General features: G+C 69.8%; 9 protein-coding genes and 1 pseudogene. 7 read left to right on the top strand and 3 right to left on the bottom strand.

Going from position 1 to position 25,671, the window contains the following annotated elements:
* The 5 genes from VD972_RS14980 to VD972_RS14960 form a co-directional block, all read left to right on the top strand.
* The coding region (locus tag VD972_RS14980) for a hypothetical protein (protein WP_324987223.1) at nt 1-891 on the top strand (891 nt) is incomplete at its 5' end.
* A 9-nt stretch (nt 892-900) separates the two neighbouring features.
* The gene (locus VD972_RS14975; RefSeq protein WP_324987219.1) at nt 901-2,727 is read left to right on the top strand and encodes a hypothetical protein; all 1,827 of its coding nucleotides are present in this window, start codon (nt 901-903) and stop codon (nt 2,725-2,727) included.
* A gap of 215 nt (nt 2,728-2,942) precedes the next feature.
* Nucleotides 2,943-8,252 carry a hypothetical protein gene (locus VD972_RS14970; RefSeq protein WP_324987217.1) on the top strand — a complete coding sequence of 1,770 codons (5,310 nt, stop codon included), beginning with the start codon at nt 2,943-2,945 and terminating at the stop codon, nt 8,250-8,252.
* A gap of 71 nt (nt 8,253-8,323) precedes the next feature.
* Nucleotides 8,324-8,734: a hypothetical protein gene (locus tag VD972_RS14965; RefSeq protein WP_324987214.1), complete on the top strand. Its 411-nt coding sequence runs from the start codon at nt 8,324-8,326 to the stop codon at nt 8,732-8,734.
* Between the two features lie 273 nt (nt 8,735-9,007).
* Nucleotides 9,008-10,648 (top strand): IS1182 family transposase, encoded by a 1,641-nt coding sequence (locus VD972_RS14960; RefSeq protein ID WP_324987211.1) that lies wholly within the window; start codon nt 9,008-9,010, stop codon nt 10,646-10,648.
* A 343-nt stretch (nt 10,649-10,991) separates the two neighbouring features.
* On the opposite strand, the gene VD972_RS14955 is transcribed toward VD972_RS14960, so the two are convergent.
* From VD972_RS14955 to VD972_RS14945, 3 genes are all read right to left on the bottom strand, one after another.
* On the bottom strand, nt 10,992-11,282 hold the full coding sequence (locus VD972_RS14955) for a hypothetical protein (protein WP_324987208.1): 291 nt from the start codon (nt 11,280-11,282) through the stop codon (nt 10,992-10,994).
* Between the two features lie 568 nt (nt 11,283-11,850).
* Nucleotides 11,851-12,237 carry a hypothetical protein gene (locus tag VD972_RS14950; protein ID WP_324987205.1) on the bottom strand — a complete coding sequence of 129 codons (387 nt, stop codon included), beginning with the start codon at nt 12,235-12,237 and terminating at the stop codon, nt 11,851-11,853.
* 722 nt (nt 12,238-12,959) lie between these two features.
* A complete protein-coding gene (locus tag VD972_RS14945; protein WP_324987202.1) occupies nt 12,960-15,587 on the bottom strand; it encodes a protein kinase domain-containing protein in 2,628 nt (875 codons plus the stop codon).
* A gap of 167 nt (nt 15,588-15,754) precedes the next feature.
* Here VD972_RS14945 and VD972_RS14940 point away from each other — a divergent pair, with 167 nt between their 5' ends.
* Nucleotides 15,755-25,288 carry a flagellar hook-length control protein FliK gene (locus tag VD972_RS14940; protein ID WP_324987199.1) on the top strand — a complete coding sequence of 3,178 codons (9,534 nt, stop codon included), beginning with the start codon at nt 15,755-15,757 and terminating at the stop codon, nt 25,286-25,288.
* A 13-nt stretch (nt 25,289-25,301) separates the two neighbouring features.
* A pseudogene (locus VD972_RS14935) lies at nt 25,302-25,671 on the top strand (hypothetical protein); the annotation flags it as partial.

The raw sequence follows: 25,671 nt of genomic DNA, 5'->3' as shown, positions 1-25,671 counted from the left end.
GCCAGCCTGGTGCTGGGGCAGCTCAGCCGGGAGCTGCGTCAGGCGGGCCTGGGGCGGCCCACGCGGGCCCGGAGGGAAGGGGAGGGGGAGATCTTCCCCGGGCCTTTGATCGCCGGGGACAAGACCGCGCTGGCCTTCATCGTGGATCTTCCGCGACCGGACTCCAGCCTCAACGGTCTGTCCTCCTTTGCCGCCAACCAGGGCACCCCCCCGATGCCGGATCGCGGGATCGCGCTGCTCAACGAGCTGAATGGAGGCTGCGATGTGGACAGCTCTTCGCCCTCGTCCTGCCGCACGGACGAAGCATCGCTGGTGCTCGCTTCCCCCGGGGTGGACTGCCGCAACTCGCCCCACTCCGCGCCGACCTGCCCGTGGGGACTCAAGAAGTACCAGCCCGGCGAGTGGCTGGTGCTCGTGGACGGCGTGGGACGGTGGGTGGAGCGACAGGTGTCCTCGAGCCTGTTCTCCAGCGCGGCCGGCCGCATTGCCTTGCAGCTCGACGAGCGGCTGCCCATGGACTTCTTCGAGGTGCCCAACCGCGGCTGGGTGGCGTCCTTGGACCGCGTGTTCTTCCGGCTCCAGGGGGGCACCGTGGAGCGCAAGCAGTGCTGGAGCCCGGCCGGGAGCCCCGCCACCGTGAGTGGCCTCACCCGGCTCTGCGGCTCACCCGCCGAAGGGACGGAGTGGGAGCCGCTGCTGCGCACGGCCAGCCCCGAGGGGCTCACCTTCCAGTACTTCGATGCGCAGGGCCTCGAGCTCACGCAGCTTCCCCTGTCCCCCCAGAGCCTCCGGCGGGTCCGGCGCGTGGAGGCCCGGCTGCGCCTGGGCGCGCCCACGCTGGCAGAGCCCGTCGCGTATGACACCTTCACCTCTGTCGCGCTGAGGCACTAGGAGCTCCCCGTGCCGCCCGCCTCCGCCCGCCACGCTCGCGGCTACATCCTGCTCGCCGTCATGTTGTTGCTGGCGGCCCTGGTGCTGCTCGTGGCGGTGGCGCAGCAGCGCGCGGGAGATGAGGGCATCACCGCGAACCTCGAGCTCAGCGAAGCCCAGGCGCGGGTGCTCGCCGAGGCGGGCCTGGAGCGCACGCGCGCGTACCTCGGGGAGCTGCTGGCGCGCGAGGTGGACCTCGATCGTGCCCTGGATCCGGGCATGGATACCGACTGCATCCTGCTGCCGTCGCTCGGGGGAGTTACCTCGGACGACCACCTGCCGCCCTTCGCCGACAGCAAGCGAGTCATCGCCACTTCCAGCGGCAAGGCCTACCTGCGTGTGCCCGGCAATGACGATGCGGGTGGGGCCTACTTCGTGCGCATCGACGACAACGACGATGACGCGCAGGACTCCTTCGTCCTCAACCCCGCCACGTCGAACAACCCGTGGGGCAACTGCCTGGAGGGCCCGGTGTTGGGCCCGCTGCGGAACAACCCCGTCCGGGACCGGGATGGGATGGTCTGGGTCACCGTCATCGGTGTCCACCCGGGGACGAGCCTCGAGGGCAACGCCTCGCGCGTCACGTTGCGGGTGCTCGTGGGGCCCGGCGAGCCCGCGGGCATCATCGCCGGCGGCACCGTGAAGATGCTGGGGGCCGCGCACGTGTGCGGCGCGTTCGGGGATGTGGTGGCGACGGGCTCCATCGAAGGAGGGTGCCTGTGCGGCGCCGCGTGCTCGTCAGGGCCCCCTTGGAACTCGTGTGGCACGGGCGAGGCCTGTATCGCGCAGAGCGCGGGGCCCACGTGCTCGGCCACCTCGGGCCGAGCGACGGGCGCCGAGGTGTGCGAGGCCGGTGTGTCCGTGCCCCCTCCACCGCGTGTCTCCGCGTGGGACGTCACCAACGCGCCCTTGGGCTGCACCGGTGGCCCTTGCCTGCCCTTCTACTACCTGCGGTTCGACGAGAATGCGGCGCCGCCTCGGGCGCGGCTGTACGGGTGGAGCTACACCGCCTGCCAGTCCCCGCGCTCGGCGCCCCGCATCTGCAGCCCCGCGGAGTGCGCGACGTGCTGGGTGCTGCTCGATGCCAACACGAAGAATGATCCGCTGGGCATCTCCGTGTCGCACTCGGATCTGGGACTTCGCAACCCCACGCCCTCGGTGACCATCCCCGGCGCCAGTGCGCCCCGCGTCTGGCGCGCGGATGGGGCCGGCGGTTTCAGCTCCGGGGGAGCTGGCTGTGATGCGGGAGACACCGCCCTCTATCCCGGGACAACGGGGTTCGACCGGAGGGAGTTTCGCCATGTCACGTTCGAGTACCTTCCCGAGTCAGGGGCCACGCTGATTCCTCGAGGAGTCTGGTTCGTGGAGGGCAACGTCCGCTTCCGCATCGCCGGTACGCCGAGCTGCGCCGCGCTCACCGCTGATCCGGGCTACAGCGCCAGCATCATCGCCACGGGCAGCATCCTCCATGAGGCAGGGGCGATCTCCTTGCGTCCCGCGAGCCCCAAGGGTTTTGTGCTGCTGGCCGGACGGGATCTGGCGCTGCGCGGCCTTCATTCGCGCGTCTACAGCTGTGACAGCAGCGCGGTGGTGATGGTGCATGAGCAGGTCCAGATGAGCGCCGATACACACGTGGAGGCGCAGCTCGTGGCGGAGAATGCGTCCTCGTGCGCCTCCGACGTCTCCGGCGATGCCGTTCACATGAGCGGCACGGCGACCGTGTCCGTCCCGCGGTTTCCGCCGCTCTCCGTCGGCCCCCCGTTGCGCGTGCGGCTCCAGTCCGAGTCCGCGCACTGACAGCCCCGAATGCCGAGGCTGTGCACAGTCCTGCACAGGACCGCTGCGCACCGCATCCGCGCGGTGTCACATGCCCGGAAGCAGGTGGCTCCAAGTGCCCGGGACTCCTGAGGCTCCTGGGTGGCACGGCAGTTGTTAGGGGCCTGGGTATGTATTGCCCTCGTTGTCAGCAGGAGCGTCTCGGTGGCCGCCGGTGCATCCTCTGCGGAGGCGCGATGACCCTGCGCTCCCGGGAGGCTCTGGAGACGGAGCTGGCCCACATTCACTTCCTCCTGGGCCAGCTGCAGCACTGGGATGCGCTCGAGGTTTCCAACGGTGCGCGGCGGTACATCTCCGAGCGCTACGAGCGCCAGAGCCGAGTCCTCCTCTCCGTCATGGCCGGGATGTCCGAGCTGGCCCCTGCGGTCCAGGTGCCTGACACCGTGCCGGCCGAGGCCTCGGTGGCGGTGCAGCCCGTCGCGGAAGAGGTGGCTCCCGCTGAGGCGCCGGTGGTGGCTCGAGTCGAGCTCGTGGCCCCGGAGATCGCCGAGGAGACGCAGACGCGGCCCGTGCTCCCGGAGCCGCTCCCAGAGGTCAATGAGCTGCTGCCGCCGGTGACCACCGAGCCGATCTTCGATGCGCCCCCCGTGAGGAGCATCGCCGCTCGCGTCGTGGAGGAGACCTCCACCTGGGATCGTCTCTGGCGCCCCTTCCTCTACGAGAGCATCGCCTGGTTCCTTGGCGCGTTCCTCATCCTCGCGGGCACCCTGTACTTCGTCTTCGAGAGCTGGGCGGGCATGACGTCCCTCTCACGTTCGCTCGTCGTGTTCGGGATGACCGCCTTCTACTCGGTGGGCTTCTCCACCTGGGGCGCCTTCCTGACGCGGCGGGTGGAACTGCGCAACGCGGGACGCATTCTCGGCGTCATCGGCTCGGCTGTGGCGCCGCTTGCGGGTCTCGCGCTCGGGCCCATGGGAGGGATGCTCGAGGGCGTCCATCCTGCGCTCCTTGTCCCGTTGCTGCTGGGCTGGTCCGTCCTCGCCGCCGTGATGGTGCGGCGGCCTGCAGAAGCGCTCGATGCCTCCTCCCGGCCCTTCCTCCAGATGGGCATGGTGGTGACCACGCTCATGATGGGGCTGGCGCCCCTCGCCACGGGACTTGGCGCTCCGGCCCTGTGGCTGAACGCGCTGCCCTGCGCGCTCTTCTTCGTCCTCTCACGGAGGCCTCCTCCGGAGCCACGGCAGGGCACCGCGCTTGCCTTCGTGCTGGGCGCGCCGCTCTATCTGCTCGCGCTCTTCTCGATCCGGCTGCACCTGGCGCTCGAGGTGGCTGGGACTCCCCCTGCGTTCGGCACCTACGCCCCGTTCATCGCCTTCCTGCTCGCCACCTGTCTGGCCTTCCGTGGGACTCAAGAGGAGCAGGCGGCGGATCCGCTCGCGGTCGGTGTGGCGGCACTTCAGGTGGGCTGCCTCGTCCTCGCTGGCACGGGTGTGGCCCCGGCCTTTTTTGTCACCTCGGCCGTCTTCACGTGGACCGTGTATCGGCTGTCGCTCGGGTCGCTCCCGCGACTGCGCTGGCTCTACCCCGCATACTTTGGGGCCTATCTTGCCTATGGCTCCAGCAGTCAGCTGATTCCGGGCTTCGTCGAGACGCTCATCCACGCCATCAAGGTGAGGCTCGGCTATCCGCCCGCCGAAGTCCTTCCGTTCCAGTTCGGAGCACTGACGGCGCTGCCCTTCATCATCGCGGGCGTGGTGCTTGCGCACCGGTTGATGGCTCGCTCGGAGCGGGGTGGGGGAGCGCGCGAGGCTGGCATTGCGGAGGTGCTGCTGCGTTCCACGGCGGTGGCCAGCGTCCTCTTCCTCGTCCTGGCGCACCTGGGCCCGGATCACCGCCCGGCCTTCTGGAGCGCGCTGGGGCTGGCCGCCGTCTGTGTCGCCAGTGGCCTGTGGTTCGAGCGCCTCTATCTGTCCCGCGTCGGCGCCTGCCTCATGCTGGCCCTCCCCTTCGCTGCTCATGGGCTCTACGGCTCGGCCGTGGCATCCGTGGTGTGCGGTGTGTCGGCGCTGGTGTTCGCGGGGCTGGTCACCCTCTGCTCCCGCACCCTGCGGCTCATCTTCAGTGGAGCGGTGGGCGTGCTGGCGCTGGCGGGCTTCGTCCTCGGAGTTGATGGGGGCCATGGCATGACAGCGGCCCTGGGGATTGGCCTCTCGGGCGCCGCCGCGCTCCTGGCCACCTGGGCCCTGGCGGACCCGCGGCTCATCGCGCTCGCCGCGTTCGTTCTCGCCGCCGCCGCTCCCAAGCTGGCCGCCACCTACGCGCCGCTCTCCCAGGGAGCGCTGGAGGGCATCTCTCCCGCCATGGCGCTCATGGCGCTCATCCTGGCCGGTCTGGGCGAGCTGAAGGGCCGACTGCGGCTGCTTGGAGTGCCGGGCATCCTCTATGCCTTCCTCGCCGTAGGCGTGGCGATGGACATGCAGACGCCCGCGCTCGGCGCCATCCTGCTGGCCTCGGCGGCGGCGGTGGTCGTTGCCTCGCGCACCTTCCCGGCGGTTCGGCCCGTGGCGGTCCTCATGGCGGGGCTGGCGCTGCTGCCTGCGTTCCCTGGCTTCTTCGTCCCCTGGCCCTGGATGACGCCCGAGCTGTCTGTCGGGTTGATCATCCTCTGGGCCCTGGGCTCCTCGCTGGTCGCCGCTCGCTGGGACCAGAGCCCGAGCACTCTCACCGCGGGCATCGTGGCTCTTGTTGCCGCGGTGGCTCCGGCGATGGCGATGGGGTCTATGGAGGACTCCAGGGGACTCCTGCTCGGCGCTGGCCTCGCGGCGCTTCTCACGGCCCGTGCGCTGCACCCCTCCGCCAGCATCATCGTTGCCGCGGGGTATGCCGGGCTGGGAGTCGAGTCGTCTCCATACGCGCTGCTGGGGCTGGCTGCTGTCTTGAGCGTCATCGCGCTCGTGGAGGAGAGGCCGGCGCTGGCGTCCGTGTTGGCCGGCGGCCGACGCTTCGCGCTCGCGGCTGCCCTGTCCTCGGCGTTCATGCTGGGGTTCGCCATGCTCATCTGGGGGATCCGGCCGACGGAGCTCCTGCTGGCAGGTGCCCTGGTGCTGCCTCTTCTGTGGACGCGCTCGACCCGGCGGCCGTTCTTCATGGCCCTCGGGGCGCTGTTCACCGCGGGCGCCCTGCACGTCGCTTCTCCCAACCCTGCATTCACTCCTGCCCTGCCGCTCCTTGCGGTCCTGATCGTTCGCGCAGTGGAGCACCTGCCGGCCGCGCGCTCGCTGCTGTTCGGCCATGGGGCTGAGGAGAAACTCGCGCTGTCGCTCTCCCGGTGGATGCAGCGCACGCTGCCCCTGCTGGGGATCGCGATGTGGCTGGCGGACTGGGATGCCCTCTCCTTGAGCGTGCTTGCGGCTTCACTCGCGCTGATGCCGGGTCCGCGGCCCTCCGTGCGCCTGAGCGTCGCCACGCTGATCCTCGCCTTTGTCGGGGAGGCCCGTCCCTGGGCGGCGGGCCTGCTGCTGGCGCTCGGCATGTTCGAGCACCACCGCCCAGCCCGGCTGGCGGCGTTCTTCCGCGGCGCTCCGGATCCGGCGCTGCGGCTCTGCGCCACGCTGGGCGCGATCGTCCTCGCCACCATGGCCGCGCTCTTCAGCAGCAATCCTCTCGCCTTCGCGGGCGTGGCCGTCGTGCTCTTCCTGGCAGCCTTCCTTCTCTCCACGCGCTGGCTGCTCACCGCGGCTGTCCTCGTGCTGGCCGTCACCGCCTTCGGAGACATGGGATACGGGTTCCCGGACACGAATGTCCTGACAGCGCCCATCCTGGCGGGCGTGGCGCTCGCTGCCGCGCTCCTGTCTGCCCTGTGCCAGTCCGGCCGTGTCCAGCGCGCGCTCTCGGCCGCGGCGACGAAGGTGCTCCCGCGCCTGGAAGAGACCTGGAGCGAGCCCCTCTGGGCCGGCGGGGCCCTCACGCTCGCGGGGCTGGTGGGCTTCATCCTGCTCGAGCACGGTCCCGGCGTACTGCCGATGTCCGTGGCGGTGCCTGCGGGCCTGGCCGCGCTCGTGCTGATGGTGGCTCGCGAGGAGTGGATGGCCTATGTCGCCACAGCGCTGCTCGGTGGGATGCTCGTCGCCACGGTCTCGCCGCTCTGGGTCCCGGTGGTTGTGGGCGGGATGGGGCTCGCCCTCTGCCTGGCGGGCACGGAGCTGGAGGCACGCGGCTTCCATATGGGCCGAGCGCTGCACCATGGCGGATGGATGCTCTCGTTGCTGGCACTCTGCGGCCTGGGGAGCGTGCGGCATGTCGGCACGCCGCTGAGCTTCGCGCTGGCCACGGGAGCCGCGTGGGCCGTCGTGCACCGCCGCCGTGAGCGCGAGGTGGTGGGCTGGCTCGCCACGCTCGTCTCTGCGCACGTGCTGGTCATGTTCCTGGGCGCGGTGTTCTCCAGCGGCCATGGCAAGGAGTTCATCCTCCCCCACTTGGGGGCGGCCACCGCGCTGCTCGCCACGCTGGCGCTGTCCTTCGCGGGAGAGAAGATGCGCCTGAGCGTGGGGCATCTGTTCGCGGCCGTGGCGCTGCTCGAGGTGCTCCTGGGCCTGGTGCTGGTGGATGGCTCGCGGGGCGCGCTGCGCGAGGCGCTCGTGGCGGGCGCGGGGCTCACCGTGCTGGTGGGAGCGCTGGTCCGACGCGCGGTCAAGGAGCAGGACGAGCTCTCCGCGTACTTCGCACAGGTCGCGGTCGCGCTGGGCTACCTCGGCGCGCGGCTGCTGGGCATGGGCACCGACGGGCTGAGTGGGGCGGACAGCCTCGTGGCGCTCGTGGGCGGCGCGTTCTTCTCTGGCCTCTATGTCTTCGGTCATCGCGAGGGCTCGGGGCTTCCTGCCTTCCTCCGGCCCGCGCTGCTGGGTGCCTTCCTGTTCCCGCTGGCGGGTCTGCTCACCGCTCCCTGGCATCAGCCCGTCTACGCCGCGGCCCTGCTCGTGGGGCATGCCGCGCACTTCGCCGCGCTCGCCGCACACCCGTCTCGTCGAGGCCTGGCCTCCCTGGCCTCCGCCGTGGCCTTCAACGCGGCCCTGCTCGTCGTCTGGTCGGGCACTGGCACTGGCGAGCCGCAGTACTACGTCATCCCCGCGGGCCTCTCCCTGCTGGTGCTGCTGCGGGTCTTCCATGACTCGCTCGCGCCCGAGAACGTGGCCCGGCTGCGCGCCGTCGCGGTGACGATCATCTACGTCGCTGGAGCTTGGAAGCCGCTGATGTTCAGCGATGCTCCGTCGATGATGCTGTGCGTGCTCATTTGTTTGCTGGGAGTCGCAGTCGGCATCGCGCTGCGCATCCGCTCCTACGTGTACCTGGGCACCGCGTTCCTGGTGACGTGTATTGCCGCCAACCTGGCCCGCTTCGGCATGAGGGACCATCGGATCGGTGCCGCGTTCCTCACGCTGCTCGGGCTGATGGTGGTGGGCTTCATGGTGCTCCTCAGCGCGCACCGCGAGCGGCTGCTCCACAGGTATGCGCGGGTGCGCTCTCTGCTGGCAACGTGGGAAGGGTAAGGCCTTCTGGAGGACATCCTGTGGCCGGTGTGGGTTTGAAGGCTCTGCCTGCGGAGTCGTAAGGAGAGGACATGCGAATCCTCATGCTGGTGGGTGTCCTGCTGTTGGTTCAGGGTTGCGTGTTCGTTCCGGTCCGGCGTCATCCGGGGCTACCGCCGCCTCCTCCTTCCTCACCGCGCCCGATGAACTACGACGAGGCGGTGGGGCTCGGGCTGCAGTTCTGCCGGTCTCGTGGGTACGACTGCAAGCTCAAGGAAGCCCACAAGACGGGCAACGACGTGTGGAAGGTGAAGTTCCGGGCAGCAGCCTCCGGTGCCAAGGGCCGCGTCCACCTCTCTTACAACGCCTACTCGCGCGAGCTGCTCCGAGTGGATGAGAAGGTGAAGGCCCGCAGGGACGATTGGGAGGGTGACGACGACGACGATGACGACAACTATCGCGGGCACGGCAAGAAGAAGGGCCATGCCAAGCGCGATGACTGACGCACAGCCACGGACGAGGTGAGACGTCAAGGCTCTCTCACTGGGCAGTCGTGCTATGGACCCTGGCTGCTTTACCCCAAGACCCCCAGGTCAGGACGTCAAGGAGGGCGCCGGCCGAACGCGCTCTGCCCGAACTTGTATGCTTGTCAGACCGTCGAAAAAGGGGGGGTAGGACTGGGTAGGTAGTGGGCAAAGCGATCGACTTGAGAGGTAGGGCGTGTTTGTAAGGGAGGAATGAAGGCCAGGGGAGAAAAGCAGAGGCGAGCCAGAGGATTGCCGGACACGGAGCAGCAGGGCTTCGGGTTCGAGGAGCCCGAGTCCGTGGAGGCCGGAGGCCCAGGGGAGAAGGCAGAGCCGCGAGTGGAGTTTGAGGAGGGTCGTCGTCGAATCTTTGTGGGAGAGGTGCTGCTGGAGCAGTACCTGGAGAGCCACGGGTTGAAGGCGGTGAAGGTGCTGGGGGAGTTGATGGGGGAGTTGGACGTGAGCGGGTTCGAGGCGGGGTACAAGCCGGGAGGCCGCCCGCCCATCCACCCGAGAATCCTGTTGAGCCTCATCGTGTACGGGATGCACCTGAGGCAGTGGTCGCTCAGGGAGCTGGAGCAGTTGGCGGTGAGGGATGTGGGGGCGTGGTTTTTGTGCCGAGGGGTGCAGCCGGACCACAGCACGCTGGGCAAGTTCATCGTGAAGCACGAGAAGCTGCTGAGCGACGAGTTCTTCGTGAGCGCGACGAGGAGCCTGGCCAGCAAGCTGGGTTTGAAGCCTGGGGAGGCAGCGGCCGACGGGACGGTGATTCAGGCAGCGGCGGGGTTGAGGAGCTTGGCCAAGAAGGAGGTGTTGGAGGCCGAGGCCCAAGAGGCGCGGCAGCAGGCCGAGGCGGTAGCCAGGACAGAGCCGCCCACGCGGCAGCAGGCGGCGTTGGAGAAGAAGGCGCAGGTGCTGGAGCAGGCGGTGGAGATTGCCACCCAGAGGGCCGAGCCGCGGCAGGCTCGCAACCAGAGCGCGCCGCAGCTGTCCCGGCACGAGCCGCAAGCCGTGAATCAGCCGGGCAAGGATGGGCTGTACCGGCTGTCCTACAAGCCCTCGTTGCTGGTGCACGAGTCGGGGTTGATTCTGGCGCAGGCGCTGCACCCCACCAGCGAGGTGCAGGTGCTCGAGAGCCTGCTGCAGCAGACGCTGCAGGTGGGCGTGGAGCTTGTCTCCCTGGCGTTGGATGCAGGCTACTTCCAGATTCAGGTGCTGCAGTGGGCGGTGGTGAACGGGTTGGATGTGCTGTGTCCTCCGGAGCGGGTGAAGCGCAACGAGGCGGCAGTGGCCGTCACCAACAAGGGCCTATTCGCCAAGGCCGCCTTCCACTACGAGCCGGAGCAGGACGTCTACCGGTGCCCGGCCGGCCACATTCTTCGCCCCGGGCAATGGAAGGTGGAGGCCGACACGCAGATGCGGGTGCGCCACTACGCCACCCCGGCCTGCAAGAGCTGCCCGCTGCGGGCTCAGTGCACCTCCTCGGCCTCCTCGCCTCGCAAGATTGGCCGCCACGAGGGCCAGGAACTCAAGGAGGCCATGGCAGAGGTGTTTGAGCAGCCTGCTGCACGCAGGCGCTACGCGCGGCGCTCCCACATCGTCGAGCCCGTGTTCGCCGAACTCAAGGAACGACAGAGCCTCAAACGCTTCCGCAGAAGAGGCTCACGAGGCGCTCGCCTCGAACTGTCCCTGCACTGCCTGGCCTTCAACCTCAAGCGGGTGGGCCGGGCAGTGGCTGTTCTGGCTGTTCTGGCACTGCTTGGCCTGTGCCCCTCTGCCACACTCCTCGTCCTCTTCCTGGCCGCTCTCCTCTTCTTCCTGGCGCTCCCGCCCTATGCTTCCCTCCGCAGGGGATTCGCGTGCCACTCCCCAGCTCCTTCCCCGGCTCCCTAATTCGACGGTCTGCTTGTCATACAGGTTCGTTCCAGGCGCCGCTGCCAGCAGGTTCCCCTCCCACCTGACGGCTTGTCTGACGACTGGTGGCTGGCCCGTGCAGAGCGTGCTCGATCTGGCTCCGGCGAATGGACGGCCCCGGCGGCCACGGTACAACGAGCGGAGGTCCGCGCCGAGTTGGACGCCAACGTCTTCCGTCAGGCGGCGCTCGGGATCCTCAAGCCGGCTGCTACGAAGTAGACCTGCCGTCACCCCTCAATCGGCGCGCCGACCGACGGTGCTCGCCGGACTAATACAGCCTATTCGCAAGATATTGCGGTGCCAGCCATGCACAGAGAGCCATTCAGACCGACGCAAGCCAGCTCTTCAGGCGCAACAAAGCTTCTGCGGGCAGTGGTTGCTCAGTGAGTACATTGTAGAGCCGATCATTTTCCCGAGCGACAATCCGAGCATGCTCTACGAACGGCGTTCGAAGCCTCTCAGGGAGCTGCCGATATATGACCTCAGGCTCCGTGATATCGAGCAGCCCAAGGAGCGCGCCGAAGAACTCGACTCGCCCGAGGTCCCCGTTCTCATACGCCTGAAGGAGAGCATCAAGCGAACGCCAGAAACTCACTGCTGAGTCGTTGCTCATCGTTTGTTCCTCCTCATGCGTGCCACCAACTCGTCGGCAACATCCCAAGCCTGATCGTGCAGGTTGCCCTTGATGCCGGTCAGGGAGAGCGGACAGCCGCTCCTCTCTCCCCAGCAAAGGAGCGAGCGGCGCTGCCACCGCGACAAACGAAACCTACCCTTGTTTTTGGGCAGGGCCTTTCCGCACTCAGGTTTTCTGCGCACACAGACTCGAACGGGAAGCGCCCCTGCCTCCTCTTCCCGTCCGCTCTGCGCCTGCTCGCTCACCAGCCGCGATCGAGAATCGTGAACGGTGGTTTAGGTTGAGAGCGCCTAACAAAAGTGAGGTTTGAGGGCCCATTCTCTTGGGCGATGGCTCCAGTCCTTACTTTGTTAGGTGCTCTCAACCAGATATCCAGGGTGAGTGAACCATTGACGACAGTGTTGCAGCGTGACGCGGTGGCGAGTTTGCCGGGTGAGGCGGGGCAAGGCTGCACTGTTGCGCGGAGCGTGACGGCGGAACTGCCCCACCCAGCGCTTCACAGCGGCTTCCCTTATACGGAGCCCTTTTGATGAGTTTCCATGCGTGGTTAGAATGGGATGTCGTCTTTCTTGTCCTCGTCCTCGGGGGGGAGTCGGGTCTTTCCTTCGTTGAGGTCTTTGAACATTGAGGATAGGACATCATCCACAGATAGGGCAGAACGGCGAGCTGCCGTAAAAAGCTCACTCAGAAGGGTCCAGTTGGCAGATTTGTAAAACTGAGTGAGTTCGTCAAGTACGAACCCTTTTCGATTGAGGAGTGTTGCCGAGTAGTATCGGTCTCCCTCATTGTCGGTACCGTGCTCAATTCGAACAACGCCATCCCCCAGTGCAATTCTGAAGACAAGTGGTTCGGTTGTGGGGAGCCACTTGATCTCCTTATTTTGGGTTTTCTCCAGCAGTGCCTGGAGGAGTTCCAGAAATTCTTGGGCTGCCATCCTTTGTCTCGTTGGCTGGATTTTTGAGGCGACTATCTAAGTGGATAAGGAACGTCGATAACTCCCAGAAAAACCGCTGATGCATGCTTGTTAGTTGCGTAGGTTTTGATTTGATCAGGTCGCCCTCGATTCTACGCAGAAGCAAAGTTAGATCATCAATCGCAGAGGTTATTCGTATCTGCTCGGCTTGTGCGGGGTAAGGGCTTTCTATTAGAGATATGAGAACTCGCTGGAGATGCTCGCCGTGGTAGATTGCTCTTTCCCAAGACTTCGAGCGACAATCCGAACGAAGGTCATTGAGTAGGCGGATGGCTTCTCCAATATGACCGAGGAATACGCGGGCGCCAAATTGGTGTAAGAGGTCGTTTGCGATTTGCCTTGCTTGGTCTGCCGAGTTTTTTGCTCTTGCTACGCCGATTATTGTGATGGCAAAACCAATCAATGCTATTCCGAGCCCAATAACGCTAGCGATATTGCCGTACTGTTCTTTCCAGAAATCTGATGTGAAGAACGGGCTCAAGGTCTTGGAGGGTTAATAATAGTGTGTTGATCACTTGTGGCGGGAGGACACCTCTGCTTCAGATATTAGCGAACAAGGACTCGTTGACAAGGCTGCAACCTACACATTGGCAAAGGCGTGCTCTCCGAGTGTTTCCCGCAAACATGGGAAAGCCATAGACTCGGGAACAGGCTTGTCCCGACAATTCATATGTATCCAGAGATCAATTAGATTTCCTAAGTGTCTGCAGCGCGGCCGCTGCCTCGTCCTGACCGCAGTTCTTCGAGCCGAGCAGCTGCTTCTCCTTGGATTGCTCGGTCAGCTTCTTGAGCGCTGGCACCGCGTCCGCGTCCCCCAGCGCTCCAAGTCTCCTCGCCGCCTTGGCTCGCACGTCGCAGTCCTGCGAGGCCAGCGCCGTCGAGTAGAGCTCCACCAGATCCAGCCCCTCCGTGTCCTGCGAGGCCTCCAGGTAGCGCAGCGCACCCCACTGCTTCGGCGAGGCAGAGCCCTCGGCCAGCGCCTCGAGGTGACCGTGCAGCCGGTCCTTCGGGAGTGAGCCCAGGAGCTTGCGCAGCGTCTTGTCACCCTCTTCGGCGCCAAAGTCCTCCGCCAGCCCGTCCAGCAACCGATCCTCCACGTCGTCCCGGCTGTCCTCGGGCAACCCCAGCAACACCTCGTGCTCGTCGTCGTGCCGCTTCAGCGCATGCAGTGCCAGCGCTCGCACCTCGCGGAGCTCCGGATCCTTGCGATCTTCCGCGGGCACCGCGTCGAGCCGCTTGAGCGCCTCGGCCAGTTTTCCTTCCTCCAGCAGCCTCCGGGCCTGCACCTCCGGGCTTCGATCCCACCACCAGAGCCCCACACCCCCGGCGAGCAACAGGCCCGCTGTCAGGCCCAGCCCGCCGAGCCGGCGCGTCGGGTGGCTCGCGAGCTCCGCCAGCTTCTGGCGCAGCGCTCCCAGCGAGGGCTTCCATGAAGTCACCGGTCGCTTCTGCGTGGGCACGCTCCCCAGATCTCTCCCGCCGAACGGTGGGCCCTCGGCCGCGGTGTGCTTGCTGCGGTAGAGCTGGAGCGGCTCTCCGCGGCCTGGGAGAGGGATGGTGCCGCAGGGCTCGGCCACCACCTCGGCACGGTTGCGCGCCAGGTTCACGGACTCGGTGAACGTCACCTCGCCCGCCAGCGCCACCTGCTCGGCGGACTTCACCACCTCCATGGGCTCGCCGAGCACCGTGTCCCGGGCCATCAGCACCTCGCCCGCGTGGAGGCAGATGCGGACGTGGAGCTGGGACCCGGGCAGCTGGCCCTGGTTGTGGCGCCACAGCCGATCCTGCATCCCCATGCCGCAGAGCACCGCGCCCGTGGGCGAACCAAACACCGCCAGCAGTGCGTCCCCCATCTTCTGCACGAGCTTCCCCTCGTACTCGCGCAGCAGCGGTAGCAGCTGCTGCTCGTACGTCTCCAACATCCGCAGGTGCTCCTCGCGCGTCTGCCGGCTGGTGAGCTCGCCGAAGCCCTGGATGCTGGTGAGCATCAGCGTGAGGTTCTGCGGCTTGCCGGCGAGCCCACCGCCGGGTCCGCTCGGAGGTAGGGAGAGCGCGGGAGGTGCCACGCCGAAGACGGCCGTGCTGCTGCCAGCCGGAGGCGGCACAGGGGGCGGCACGGGAGGTGTCGCGCTGCCGCTCGCAGGGGAGTCCCAAGGGACGGAGCTCGTAGGGGCGCCCGCTGCGTTCGCGGGAGCGCCGCTCTGGGACCTCGCCCACGGGACGGAGTTCGTCAGGGAGCCCTGGAGCACCTCCGCCGAGGCAGGGGGGAGAGGCTGGGAGAGCGCGGGAGCCGGATCCGCGCCGAAGACGGCCGTGCCGCTCCCTGTGGGGGGAAGGGACTCCGGGTCAGGCGAGCCCAGGGACTGCCCAGGAGGTGCCGCGCCGAAGGCCGCCGTGCCACTGGGGACGGAGGCACTCTCGCTGGGAGCCAGGACTCCTGGAGGCGTGACGGCTGCGGGGAGCGGCTCCGAGGCCGCCGCGGCCAGCGCGTCCGCCAGCACGTGCGCAGTCTGGAACCGGTTGGCGGGATCCTTCTCCAGCAGCCGCATCACCAGCGCCACCAGGGTGCGGCTCGTGGACAGCGAGGGCGCGGCTCGATCCAGCGGCAGCGGCGCCGCGTTCGCGTGCTGCGCGATGTACTTGCGTGGGTCCGGGCCATCGAACGGCAGCCGCCCGGAGAGCACGCGGTACGCCAGCACGCCCAGGCAGTACAGATCGCTGCGCACATCCACCCGGGCGCCGATCGCCTGCTCGGGGGACAAGTACTCGGGAGTGCCGAGCACCACGCCCACCTGGCTCACATTGCTGTCGGCGTCCGGCTCGATGAGCCGCGCGATGCCGAAGTCCAGCAGACGCGCCTGCTCGCCTCGGGGGGTGCGCGTGAGGAAGACGTTCTCCGGCTTGATGTCCCGGTGGATGATCCCCCGGTCGTGGATGGCCGCCAGCCCCTCCGCGAGCTGCTGCAGCACCAGGAGCGCCCGCGCCGGTGCCAGGGGCCCGCTCCGAAGCAGCTCGAACAGGCTCTCCCCCTCCACCAGCTCCATCACCAGACACGCCGCGTCCCCGGACTCGCCGAAGTCGATGATCCGCACCACCGCCGGGTGCTCCACCGCCGACAGCAGCCGAGCCTCGCGCTTGAAGCGCTCCATCATCCCTGGCTGCATGTGCAGATCATGGTGGAGCACCTTGATCGCCACCTTGCGCCCCAGGGAGACCTGCTCGCCCAGGTACACCTCGCCCATCCCGCCGGAGCCGATCGGACGGATCACCCGGAAACGGCCGTCGAGGACAAGGGAGTCGGGGGGCAGCACCGCCGCTCATCTTCTCCGAGAACGGATCGCCGCGCATGCGGCTTCTCCGGAAGGACTGGAGGTTTTCACCGGGAGTACAACAGTGCTCCTCCGCCTACCCCTCGGGCGGGGGAACGGTAAAAATTTCGAGGGCTTAGCCACCGTGGTACCCTCAGTCCCTCTCCCCGATGGCCACCGAAAGCGACTCTCCGAAGCCCGCGCCCGACTCGGGCGCTGCTGCCCCTGAGCTCCGGCTGCTGGACCGGCGCGCGTTCGTCGGCTTCCCGCCGTTGCCGCTCACGCCGGGACTGACCATCGCGGACTTCGCGCTGCAGATCCCCGACATCACCTTCCCCTTCAACGTCAGCGCGGGGCCCTCACGCTACCAGCGCAAGAAGCTCCTCTTCGGCTTCCTGGAGCTGACGGTCGACGCGGACCTGGTGGTGCGCAAGATCGGCGAGCTGACCGGGAAGCTTGCGGGCGTCGAGGAGCTGAAGCTGCACTTTCGCCCGGGCTACTTGGAGGGACAGGCCCGGCTGCAGGGCCCCGAGCGCACCCCCGTCACCTTCAAGGTGGCCTTCGATGGAGATGGCGAGAAGCTCGCCCTCTACATCTACGACGTGCGCCTGTATGGCTTCTCTTCCACGGCCTCGGTGCAGGTGCCAGGCATCCTCTCCTCGGCGGTTGCCGAGCTGGGGCTGCTGCCGGAGATTGAAGTGCAGGGCGCCACCGGCTTCACCACCCGCGTGCTGCCCGAGCTGTGCCGGCTGGCATCGGTGACGCGTGGCTTCAAGACGCCGGAGCTGGATCACGCGCGCCTGTCCGCCGCGGAGGTGTCCAGCAAGGGCCTGCGGCTGCGCTTCTCCTCCGGGGGTTTGCCGCCTCCGTCCGCGCCGGACGATGAGCTGCTGATGACGCTCGAGGGCGCGCGGGCCTTCGCGGAGTCCGAGGCGCTCATTGCCCAGGGCCGGCTGGCCGAGGCGCGCGAGGCGTACCTCCAGGCCGGTGACGCGCAGGACGCCCACCCGTTCGCCGCCGAGCGGCTCCTCTCCCTGCTCATCGCGGATCCGCAGGCGCATGATCTCGCGCTGGATGTGGCGGCCACCCTGCTGCGCCGGCGCGAGAAGAGCCCCGCTGCCCTCTGGGGTGAGGCCGTGGTGCGCGAGCGCCGCGGAGAGGGAGCCCGTGCCGCCGAGCGCTACCTGGCCCTGAGTGCCCTCTCGCGCCGCACCTCCGAGGAGGCCGCCGCCTTCTTCGCTGCCGAGGCCGCCGCCCGTTGCTCCCGGGACACCGCGCCCGCCGTGGCGGTGAAGGCGCTCCATGAGCTGCTGGGCCTCAGGCCCGACCACCTGCCTTCTCTTAAGGCCCTGGCGCGCGCCTCGGATCAGGCGAAGGACCGGGCGGGGGCCGTGCGCGCCTACCGCCGGCTCGCCGCGCTGACACGGGATCCGGCCGAGGCCGCCGACGCTCACGTCCACCTCGCACACCTGTGCGCCCAGACCGAGGACGACATCGCCGGGGCCCGGTTGCACTGCGAGGCCGCGCTGAGGCTCACGCCGGACCAGCCGGACGCGCTGCTGCTGCTGGGGGAGCTGTGCCACCGTGACGGTGAGCACCTGCGTGCCCTCAAGGCGCTAGATCGGCTGCGTGAGGTGGCCCTGGCGCGGCACGAGCTCGATCGTGTGGGGCAGGCCAACCTGCTCGCTGGCCGGGTGTGGGAAGAGGGCCTCAAGCAGCTCGACAATGCGCTGCTGCGCTACCGCGAGGCCGTGACGCTGATGCCCGGCGAGCCCGAGCCCCTCTTCGCCGCAGGGCGTGTCGCCGAGGGCTTGGGGAAGGTGCAAGAGGCGCTCGCTGACTACCAGCAGGCCCTGGAGCTGGCCGGCCCCGCGTCGCGCTCGGAGTCCGTGCGCAAGGCCGCGCACGCCAGCCACCACGCCATGGCGCGGCTGTCCCGCACGAAGCTGGGAGACCCGGCTCGTGCTCGCGATCACCTGGAGGCCGCGCTCGCACTCGAGCCGAGGGACCTGGTGGCCCTCGAGGAGCTGATCCCCTACTTCCGCGCCACCGGCCGCGCGCAGGAGCTGGCCGACGCGCTGGAGAAGGCCGCCGCCGTGTACGAGGAGCCCGCCAAGCGCGCCCACCTGTGGGCCGAGGCCGGCGAGCTGTACCGCGGCCGGCTCCAGCAGCCCGAGAAGGCCGAGCGGCTCCTGCTCTCCGCCATCGAGGCGGACCCGGACAACAAGCCGGCGCTGGAGGCCATGCTCGCCCTGGCCGAGGCGCGGCGCGATGGAGGCCTGCTCACCCGCTGTCTCGGGGAGCTCGCGCGCCTGACGCCTGAGCCCAAGGAGCGCGCCCAGAAGTACCGCCGCCTCGCGGTGGCCGCGCGCGATCTGACCTTCGATCTGGAGCTGGCCGTCCACGCGCTGCAGGAGGTGCTCAAGGCCGAGCCGGGAGATCTGCCCTCGCTGGGAGAGCTGTGCACGCTCCAGCGCAAGCGCTCGGACATGGCCGGGCTCGCCGCCGCGCTGGAGGAGCGCGCGCGCGTGGCCGAGGCGCAGGGTGACAAGCGGCTCGCGTCGGTGGCCCTCCGTGAGCTGGCCGGAGTGCTCGAGGCTCGGCTCGGCCGCATCGGCGAGGCCCTCGTGGCCATGGAGAAGGCCGCGCGCCTGGCGCCCGATCCCGCCGTGCTGCTGGACCTGGCGGATCTCTCGCTGCGCTGCGAGCGGCCGGAGCACGCCCGAAACGCGCTGGAGAGCCTGCTGTCCTCCCTGCCGCGCACCGCCGCCCCCGATCGGCTCGCCGACATCCGCGCCCGCCTGGGCCGCGCCTGCGAGCTGCTGGGAGACCGCGAGGGCGCCATCGCCGCGTACGCGCAGGCCTTCCCGCTGCGTCGCCTGGATGATGCGCTCGCCGCCCGGCTGGAGGCCCTCTATACGGAGGTCGGCGAGACTCGCGAGCTGGCCGAGCTGTGGGGAACCCGTGCTCAGGCGCTCGTCTCCGCGGAGCGCACCGTGGAGGCCGCGCCGCTCTTTCTCAAGAGCGCTCGCCAGCTGCTGGAGCGCGGCGAGAAGCCGGGAGCCCTGCTGCGCCTGTCTGCCGCGCTTGACGCGGACCCCCAGGGGCCCATGGCCGGCGAGGTGCTGGACCTGCTCGCCGAGCTGGAACTGGAGCGCGGAGAGAAGCTGGAGGCCGCGAAGCTGTATGCGCGCAAGGCCGTCCTTCTCTCCGATATCCGCGCCGGGGCCCGGCTGCTGTACCGTGCCTCGCTCCTGGCGGCTGGCACCACGCGTGAGGAGGCCTTTCTCGCCGAGTCCCTGGAGCGGGATGCCACTTTCTCTCCCGCCCGCATGCGCCGAGGCGAGCTGCGCCTGCCCACGGATCCTCGCGGCGCCCTGGAAGATCTCGAGGCGGTGCTGGCTCTGCCTCCCACGGATCCGGATGCCCCGCGCGAGCAGGAACTGCTCTCGCTGACCCGCAAGGCCGCCACCGCTGCGGTGCGCTCCGGCCGCACGGACTCCGCACGGCGCCTGCTGGCGCAGTACAGCAGCCAGTCCCCCGCGGACTTCGAGGCCCAGCTCGAGCTGGCGAGCCTGCACCGGAGGGCAGGTGCGCGCGAAGCGTTGGCGGACCTGCTGACTGGGCTGTGGCCCCGCCTCACGGGTGAGGCCCAGCGCAACGCCCGCCGCGAGCTGGCGGAGCTGGCCCTCTCCCTGGGCCGCCCCAACGAGGCCGCCACCGCCCTGCGCGCGCTGCTCGCCGAAGAGCCGCGCGATCTATGGGCGGCGCAAGCACTCCTGTCGCTGCTCCCGGCCCCGGGGATGGGCACGGAGGAGCAGGAGGCCGAGCGGCTCACCCTGCTGAGCACCCAGATCTCCGCTGCCGAGGGTGAGGCCCGCGCCGAGCTGCTGGCCCGCCGTGCCGCGCTCCACCGTGCCGCGGGCCGCGCCGTCGCCGCCCGGGATGACTACTCCGAGGCCGCTCGGCTCGCCCCTCGGCCCGCGCCGCTGCTGATCTCCCTGGCCGAGCTGGCCCGCGAGGCAGGGGACGAGGTCGCCGAGCTGTCCGCGTGGCGCCGTGCCGTGGCCGCCGAGACCGGCCTGGGAGAGAGCGCGCGGGAGCGCCTGCTGGTGATCGCCTCCTCGCTCATGGAGAAGGATGCGCGCACCGAGGCACGCGAGGCGCTGCGGGCCGCCGTCGCGCTGGAGCTCCCCGCCACCGAGCGCTGCGAGGCCTTCTTCTCCCTGGCAGTGCTCGCCCGGAGGGATGGGCAGGCGGATGCGGAGGCGGAGGCGCTCGCGGAGGCTGCACGCCAGGGGCTCGTGCCTCGGCGGGTGGAGGCCCTGCTCGCTAGGGCTGCCCTGCTGGAGCAGCACGGCAAGCGTGAAGAAGCGGCACGGAGCCTGGACGATGCGCTCACGCTCGCCCCCCGGCACCCGGGCGCCACCGTTGCGCTCCATCGCGTCCTCCGCGAGCTGGAGGACTGGGCCGGCCTGGCCGCGCTCCTCGCCTCCGAAGCACCCCACACGCCTGCCGCGACCGCCGCGACGCTGTACTCCGAGCTCGCGGACCTGTACCTCGATCGGCTGCAGGAGCCCGGCCCCGCGGAGGCCGCGCTGCGAGAGGCGCTCCGCCTCGTGCCTGAGGACGCGAAGGTGCGCCGCCGGCTCGTCTCCCTCATCGTGGAGAAGGGAGAACTGCTGGAGGCCGCCGCGCTGCTCGAGGTCGCTGCCGAGGGCGCCGAGCCCGAGGAGGCTGCTGCCTTCCTGCGAGAGGGAGCCGCCCATGCCCGCGCCGCCTCCGAGCCGGAGCGTGCCCTGCGGCTCGTCCGCCGAGCCCACTCGCTCATGCCCGCGGAGGACCAGGATCTGGAGGTGCTCGCCGAGCTGCTCTTCCTGCACGGGGATGTGAAGGAGGCCTTGCCACTCCAGGAGCGGCTCGCGGCCACGGTGGACTTCGCGAAGGCGCCAGCGCACGCGCAGGCCACGCTCCGGCGCCTGGGAGAGCTGGCCGAGAAGGCGGGAGACACGAAGCGCGCGGTGACGGCATGGCGCCGGTTGACCGCGCAGAACCCTCGTGAGGAGTTTGCAGTCCAGCGGCTCGCCGCGCTCCTCGAGAAGCAGGATCCCCGCGGCGCGTTCGAGGTGCTCGTCACGCACGCGAAGTCGCTCCCACCCTCGGAGGAGGCCGTCCAGCGGCTCGTCGCGCTGTCAGAGCGGGCGCGCGCCTCGCTGGCGGAGATGGATGTAGCCGCCTCGCTGCTGGCCCGCGCGGCGGAGATGGCCTCGGAGCCGCTGCCGCTGCGCCAGCGGCTCGCCTCGCTCTACCGGGAGCAGGGTCGGACCCTGGAGCTGCTCGCGGAGCTGCGCAGGGTGGCCATGCTCAGCATCCAGCTGGAGGAGCTGGACGCGGCCGTCGCGGCCTACGGCGAGGAGGCCCGGCTCGCCGAGGACTCTGGCCGGATGGATGAGGCCCTCGAGGCGCTTGGCGCGCTGAGGGATCTCCTGGAGTCCCAGGACAAGCCCTCGGCGGCCGCCGCTCACGAGCGCCGCCGCGCGGAGCTGCTGCGGGACGTGAAGCTGGATCTCCCCGCGGCCGAGGAGTCCCTGGAGCGCTCGTTCCGGCTGAAGGCGGACCTCGAGACGGCGCAGATGGGAGAGGCGCTCTCCGCGCGCCGGGAGGATGCGGCTGCACAGGCTCGCTGGCTGGAGCGCATGTTGCCGCTCCAGGCCGGGGAGCGCGAGCAGGGCGTAGTGCTCCTGCGGCTGGCGCGGCTCTACCTGGGCGTGCTGGCGGACTCGGGCAAGGCGGAGGGCTTTCTCCGGGACGCGCTGCGCCGGGACCGCACCCTGGCGGAAGCAGAGAAGCTGCTGGAGGAGCTGCTGGAGCGGGACGGCCGCATGGCGGAGCTGGCCGCATGGTACGAGGACTCCGCTGCGCAAGAGCTGGATACCGAGCGGCGCTCGCTCCTGCTGCGGCGAGCAGCCACGCTCTACCGGGATCGTGCGGGCCGCCCGGAGGCCGCGGCTGCCGCGCTGCTCGCCGCGCGGACCGCCGCGCCGGATGACCTGGAGCTCACCGCGCAGGCGGCGGACATGCTGCACGAGGTGGGTCGCGAGGAGGACGCGGCGGAGTTCGATTCCCTCCTGCTGGAACGGGATCCCTTCCGCGAGCCCGTCTTCACGCGCCACCATGCCTTCCTGATCGAGACGGGAGATCACCAGTCGCTCGCGGCGCTGATGCTGCGCCGGGCCCAGCGCCAGCCGCCGCGCGAGGCCGCCGAGAGCTACCTGATCGCCGCGCGAGCCTTCCGCGAGGCCGGCGCTCGCGAGCGCGCGCTCCTGTGCGAGGACCAGGCCTTCGAGCTGGATCCCTCCAGCACCGAGGCCTTCGAGCTGCTGCGCGAGCGGATGGCAGGAGACGTGCGCCGGCTGGCGGAGCTGCTGGCTCAGCGTGCGGCCGCGGTGGCGGCCGAGGAGGCGCTGCCGCTGCTGCGCGAGCGTGCCCACCGCCTGCTGGAGGCGGGGGAGGCGCTGCTGGCGGCCGAGGCCTTCGACGCGTACCTGGCCAAGGCCGGGGATGATGTGCAGGCCCTGGTCGCGCGCGCCGAGCTGGCCGCTCAGGGAGGCGGTCCGCTCGCTGCCCAGGTCTACGACCGGCGCCTGCTGGCCGCCGGCCCGGGGCTGCCCGTGCCAATCCGCGTGCGCACCTGGATGCGGTTGGGGCACGCCGCGCTCGAATCGGGCGCCTACCGGGATGCGGCGGATGCCTTCGAGGCGGTGGTGTCGCTGGAGCCAGAGAGCGAGGCCGGCCACGAGGCGCTGTTCCTGCTCACGGAGGCGTACTCGCGCACGGGCAACACGGAGGGGCTCTACCGCGCATCCCTCCAGCTGGCGCGCAAGGCGGAGGGGGCGACGGCCGAGGTGCTCTATCGGCGCGCTGCGGATCTCTTCGATGATCCGAAGGAATCCATCGACGCCCTGCTGCCGCTGGCGCGCCTGCGGCCCGCGGATGCCACCCTCATCGATCGGGCGGTAGAGGGCCTGGGTGCCCTGGGCCGCCATGCGGAGCTCTTGGAAGTCTACGAGGCGGGAGCCACGGCGGCGGGCGGAGCTCGTGCCGCGGAGCTGCTGCTGGCCGCCGCGAACGTGGCCGACGCGGAGCTAGCGGAGCCGGAGCGTGCGTGGGTGCTGCGGCAGCGGGCCGCGGAGGCGGACCCCTCGAACGAAGCAGCGCTGCGGAAGCTCGTGGAGGGCCTGCGCCATCGGGGCGATGCTGGACGGCTGCTGGAGGCCTTGCAGCGGTGGGTGGAGCGGACGAAGGACGCGGATGAAGCCTCGCTGCTGAGGCTGGAGCTTGCCTCGCTGGCCCACGTCGCCGGTCAGGACTCGCTCGCCCGAGAGGCGCTGGAGGCGGTGGTGGCGCGCGGGCCCGCGGGTTCTGGCTACGGCGATGCGCTGGAGGCCCTGGATCCGCTGCTGGGAGAGGCGCCCGCCCGGCGCGCCGAGATCCGGGTGGCACGCGCGGAGCTCTCCGAGGGCCCCGCCCGGGCAGAGCTGTTCGTCCTGGCGGCGAAGGACTTCCAGGCCGCTGGCCGCATTCCCGACGCGGTGAAGGCGGCGAAGTCCGCGGCCTCCATCGCGCCCGAGGTGCCCACCCTGCGGCTGATGGCGCAGCTGTACCGCGCCTCGGGGGAGTCCCCGCGCGCGGCCAAGGCGCTGCTGCTCGCGGTCCGCTCCGCCACGGCCGAGGAGAAGCCGAGGCTGCTGCTGGAGGCCGCCGATCTCTGGGAGCAGGCAGGAGAGACGGCCGAGGCCCTGGAGGCCACCGAGCGCCTCGCCTCCGAGACGCCTGGGGTGCTGACACCCGCGGAGCTGTCCAAGCGCTTCCTGCGGCTCGGGGCCGCTGCTCGAGCCGTGGCTGTGGGCTTCGGGCCCGCGATGACGGCCGGCGAGCCGATCGCGGCGCTGGCCCTGGCGGAGAAGGCGGGGGACACAGCGCGCGTGCGTGAGGCCCTCTGGGCGCTCGTGGCGGCCCCGGATGCGGACGCCGAGTACGTGGACAGGCTGGTGGAGGACCTGCGCGCAGAGGCGGAGCTCGCGGGGCTGCTGCGGCTGGCGGACCTCCTCGCCGGACGAGACGCGGAGCGCCCGGCCACGCTGCGGGGAGAAGTGCTCGATACGGTCTCGGCGCCCGTGGAGCTGCGCCTGAGCGCCTTCGAGGCGCTGGCCTCGGGCCCGGACTTCGATACCCGGCTCAGGAGCGTGCTGCCAGGGATTGGAAAGCTGCCGGCGAAGCTCGCCGAGGCGGTGCTCGTCCGCGTCCGTGCCCTCCCCACCGAGGAGCGGATCGAGGCGCTTGGCGAGGTCGCGGAGGGCTGGCCAGAGCGTCGCGCGGCGTTCCTGCGCGAGCAGTTCGAGCTGCTGCGCACCGAGGGCCGTGACGAGGACGCGGAGCACACCCTGGCCCGGCTCGTCGAGGGCGAGGCGGACGTGCAGGCCCGAGTGGCCCTGCGGCTGGAGCAGGGCGAGCTGCTGCTCTCGCTCACCCAGAAGGTGCGGGCGCGGGAGTCCTTCGAGCGTGCGCTGGCGGAGGACGCCACGTCCCTGTCAGCGGTGAAGCACCTGCTGGAGCTGTACGATGAGGCGCGCGACGGCGAGGACTTCGTCGCCATGGCCGGGCGCCTGGAGTCGCTGGCGGGCGCCGAGGCGGTGGAGCCCTACCGTGAGCGCATGGCGGATGCCTACGAGGCTCTCCATCGGCCCGCGGAGGCTGCTGCCTGGCTTGCAAGGCTGCCCGAGACTCCGGAGCGGCTGGCGCGGCGGGTGAGGCTTGCGCAGGAGCGTGGCCTCACGGGCGAGGCGTTGCAGCTGCGCGAGCGGCTGACGGAGGAGCCTCAGGAGCTGGAGTCCATCCTCCGGGGCTACCTGGACGCGCAGCTCATCCCCTTCGCGGTGAGGCTGGCCGAGCGGCTCCTCACGCGGAGCGCGCTCTCGGCGGCGGCGACGCGGCTGGTGGCCGAGCGGCTCTCGCCCTCGCTCGAGGGCGCGCAGCTGGCCTCGAGCCTCTGGCCCGGCTTGCTGAGGCAGAAGACCGTCGACGTGGATGGGTGGACGCTGTACGCGGAGGCGCTGCGGCAGCTCGGACGGAACGAGGCCGCCGAGCGCGTGGACGGCATCGCCGCGGCCCTGTCCTCCAGTGAGTCCCTGTCGCCCTCCGCGCACCTCATGCCGCTGCCGCTGCCGAGCGGCTTCAGTCACCCCACGCCTCCGGGCGTGCTGGCCGTGACGGAGGAGAGCCTGCCGCGGCTGTATGCCGCGCTCCGGCCCACGCTGAAGAAGCTGGGAGCGGGCGGCCCGCAGGTGCTGTTGGATCCCGCGGGCGGGGTGGAGGCGTACCTCACCCGCCCGGACGAGCTGGTGCTGGGGGCGGGGGCGCTCGCGAGCTTTGGCCCGGTGGAGCTGAGCTACCTCTGCGCGCTGGCGCTGAGCCTCGGTGAGAAGGGCATCGCCCTGGCGCGGCCGGGCCCGGTAGAAGGCCTGGAGGAGGCGGCGGTGGTGGCCTTCCGGGCGGTGCCGGCGTCCCTGGCGGCGGGGCGAGTGCTGGCCCGGTTGGATCCGGACATGCGGGGCTCGGACCCGAACGATGTGGATGAGGGAGCGGTGCTGGCCGGCAACCCTGCTTTCCGCGCGGTGGCCCTCACGGTGCTCGAGCTCGTGTAGGCTGCGCGCTCCCATGGACCTCCGACGACTCTTTCTCCCGTCCCTCCCGGTATTGGCCTTGGTGGCCGTTGCCTGTTTCTCCGACCCGGTGTTCCCTGGCGAGCAGGTCCTGGGGACGTTCCGGTTCGATGCCACGCTCGATCGGTCACGCACCACGTGTACGGGGCAGACGGGAGATCCCGTGCAGCTCGGGGATGCGGGCGTCCTGCGCTTCACAGGCACCTTCTCGAGCAGAGGAGACGGGGGGACGGGCTTCCTCACGGTGCAGGACTTCTCGCGCAGTGCGGAGTACGAGGGGCAGCGGGCGGTGTCTCGGCACCGCGTGGCCGCCACCTTCCAGAGCTGCGGCACGGGCTGTGAGGGCTCGCAGATCGAGGAGACGC

Origin of the sequence: Hyalangium sp. (assembly GCF_035629615.1) — a bacterium.
Taxonomy (GTDB): Bacteria; Myxococcota; Myxococcia; order Myxococcales; family Myxococcaceae; genus Hyalangium.
Note: the sequence above shows the minus strand (reverse complement) of the source record. Positions and strands in the feature narration are given on the sequence as shown.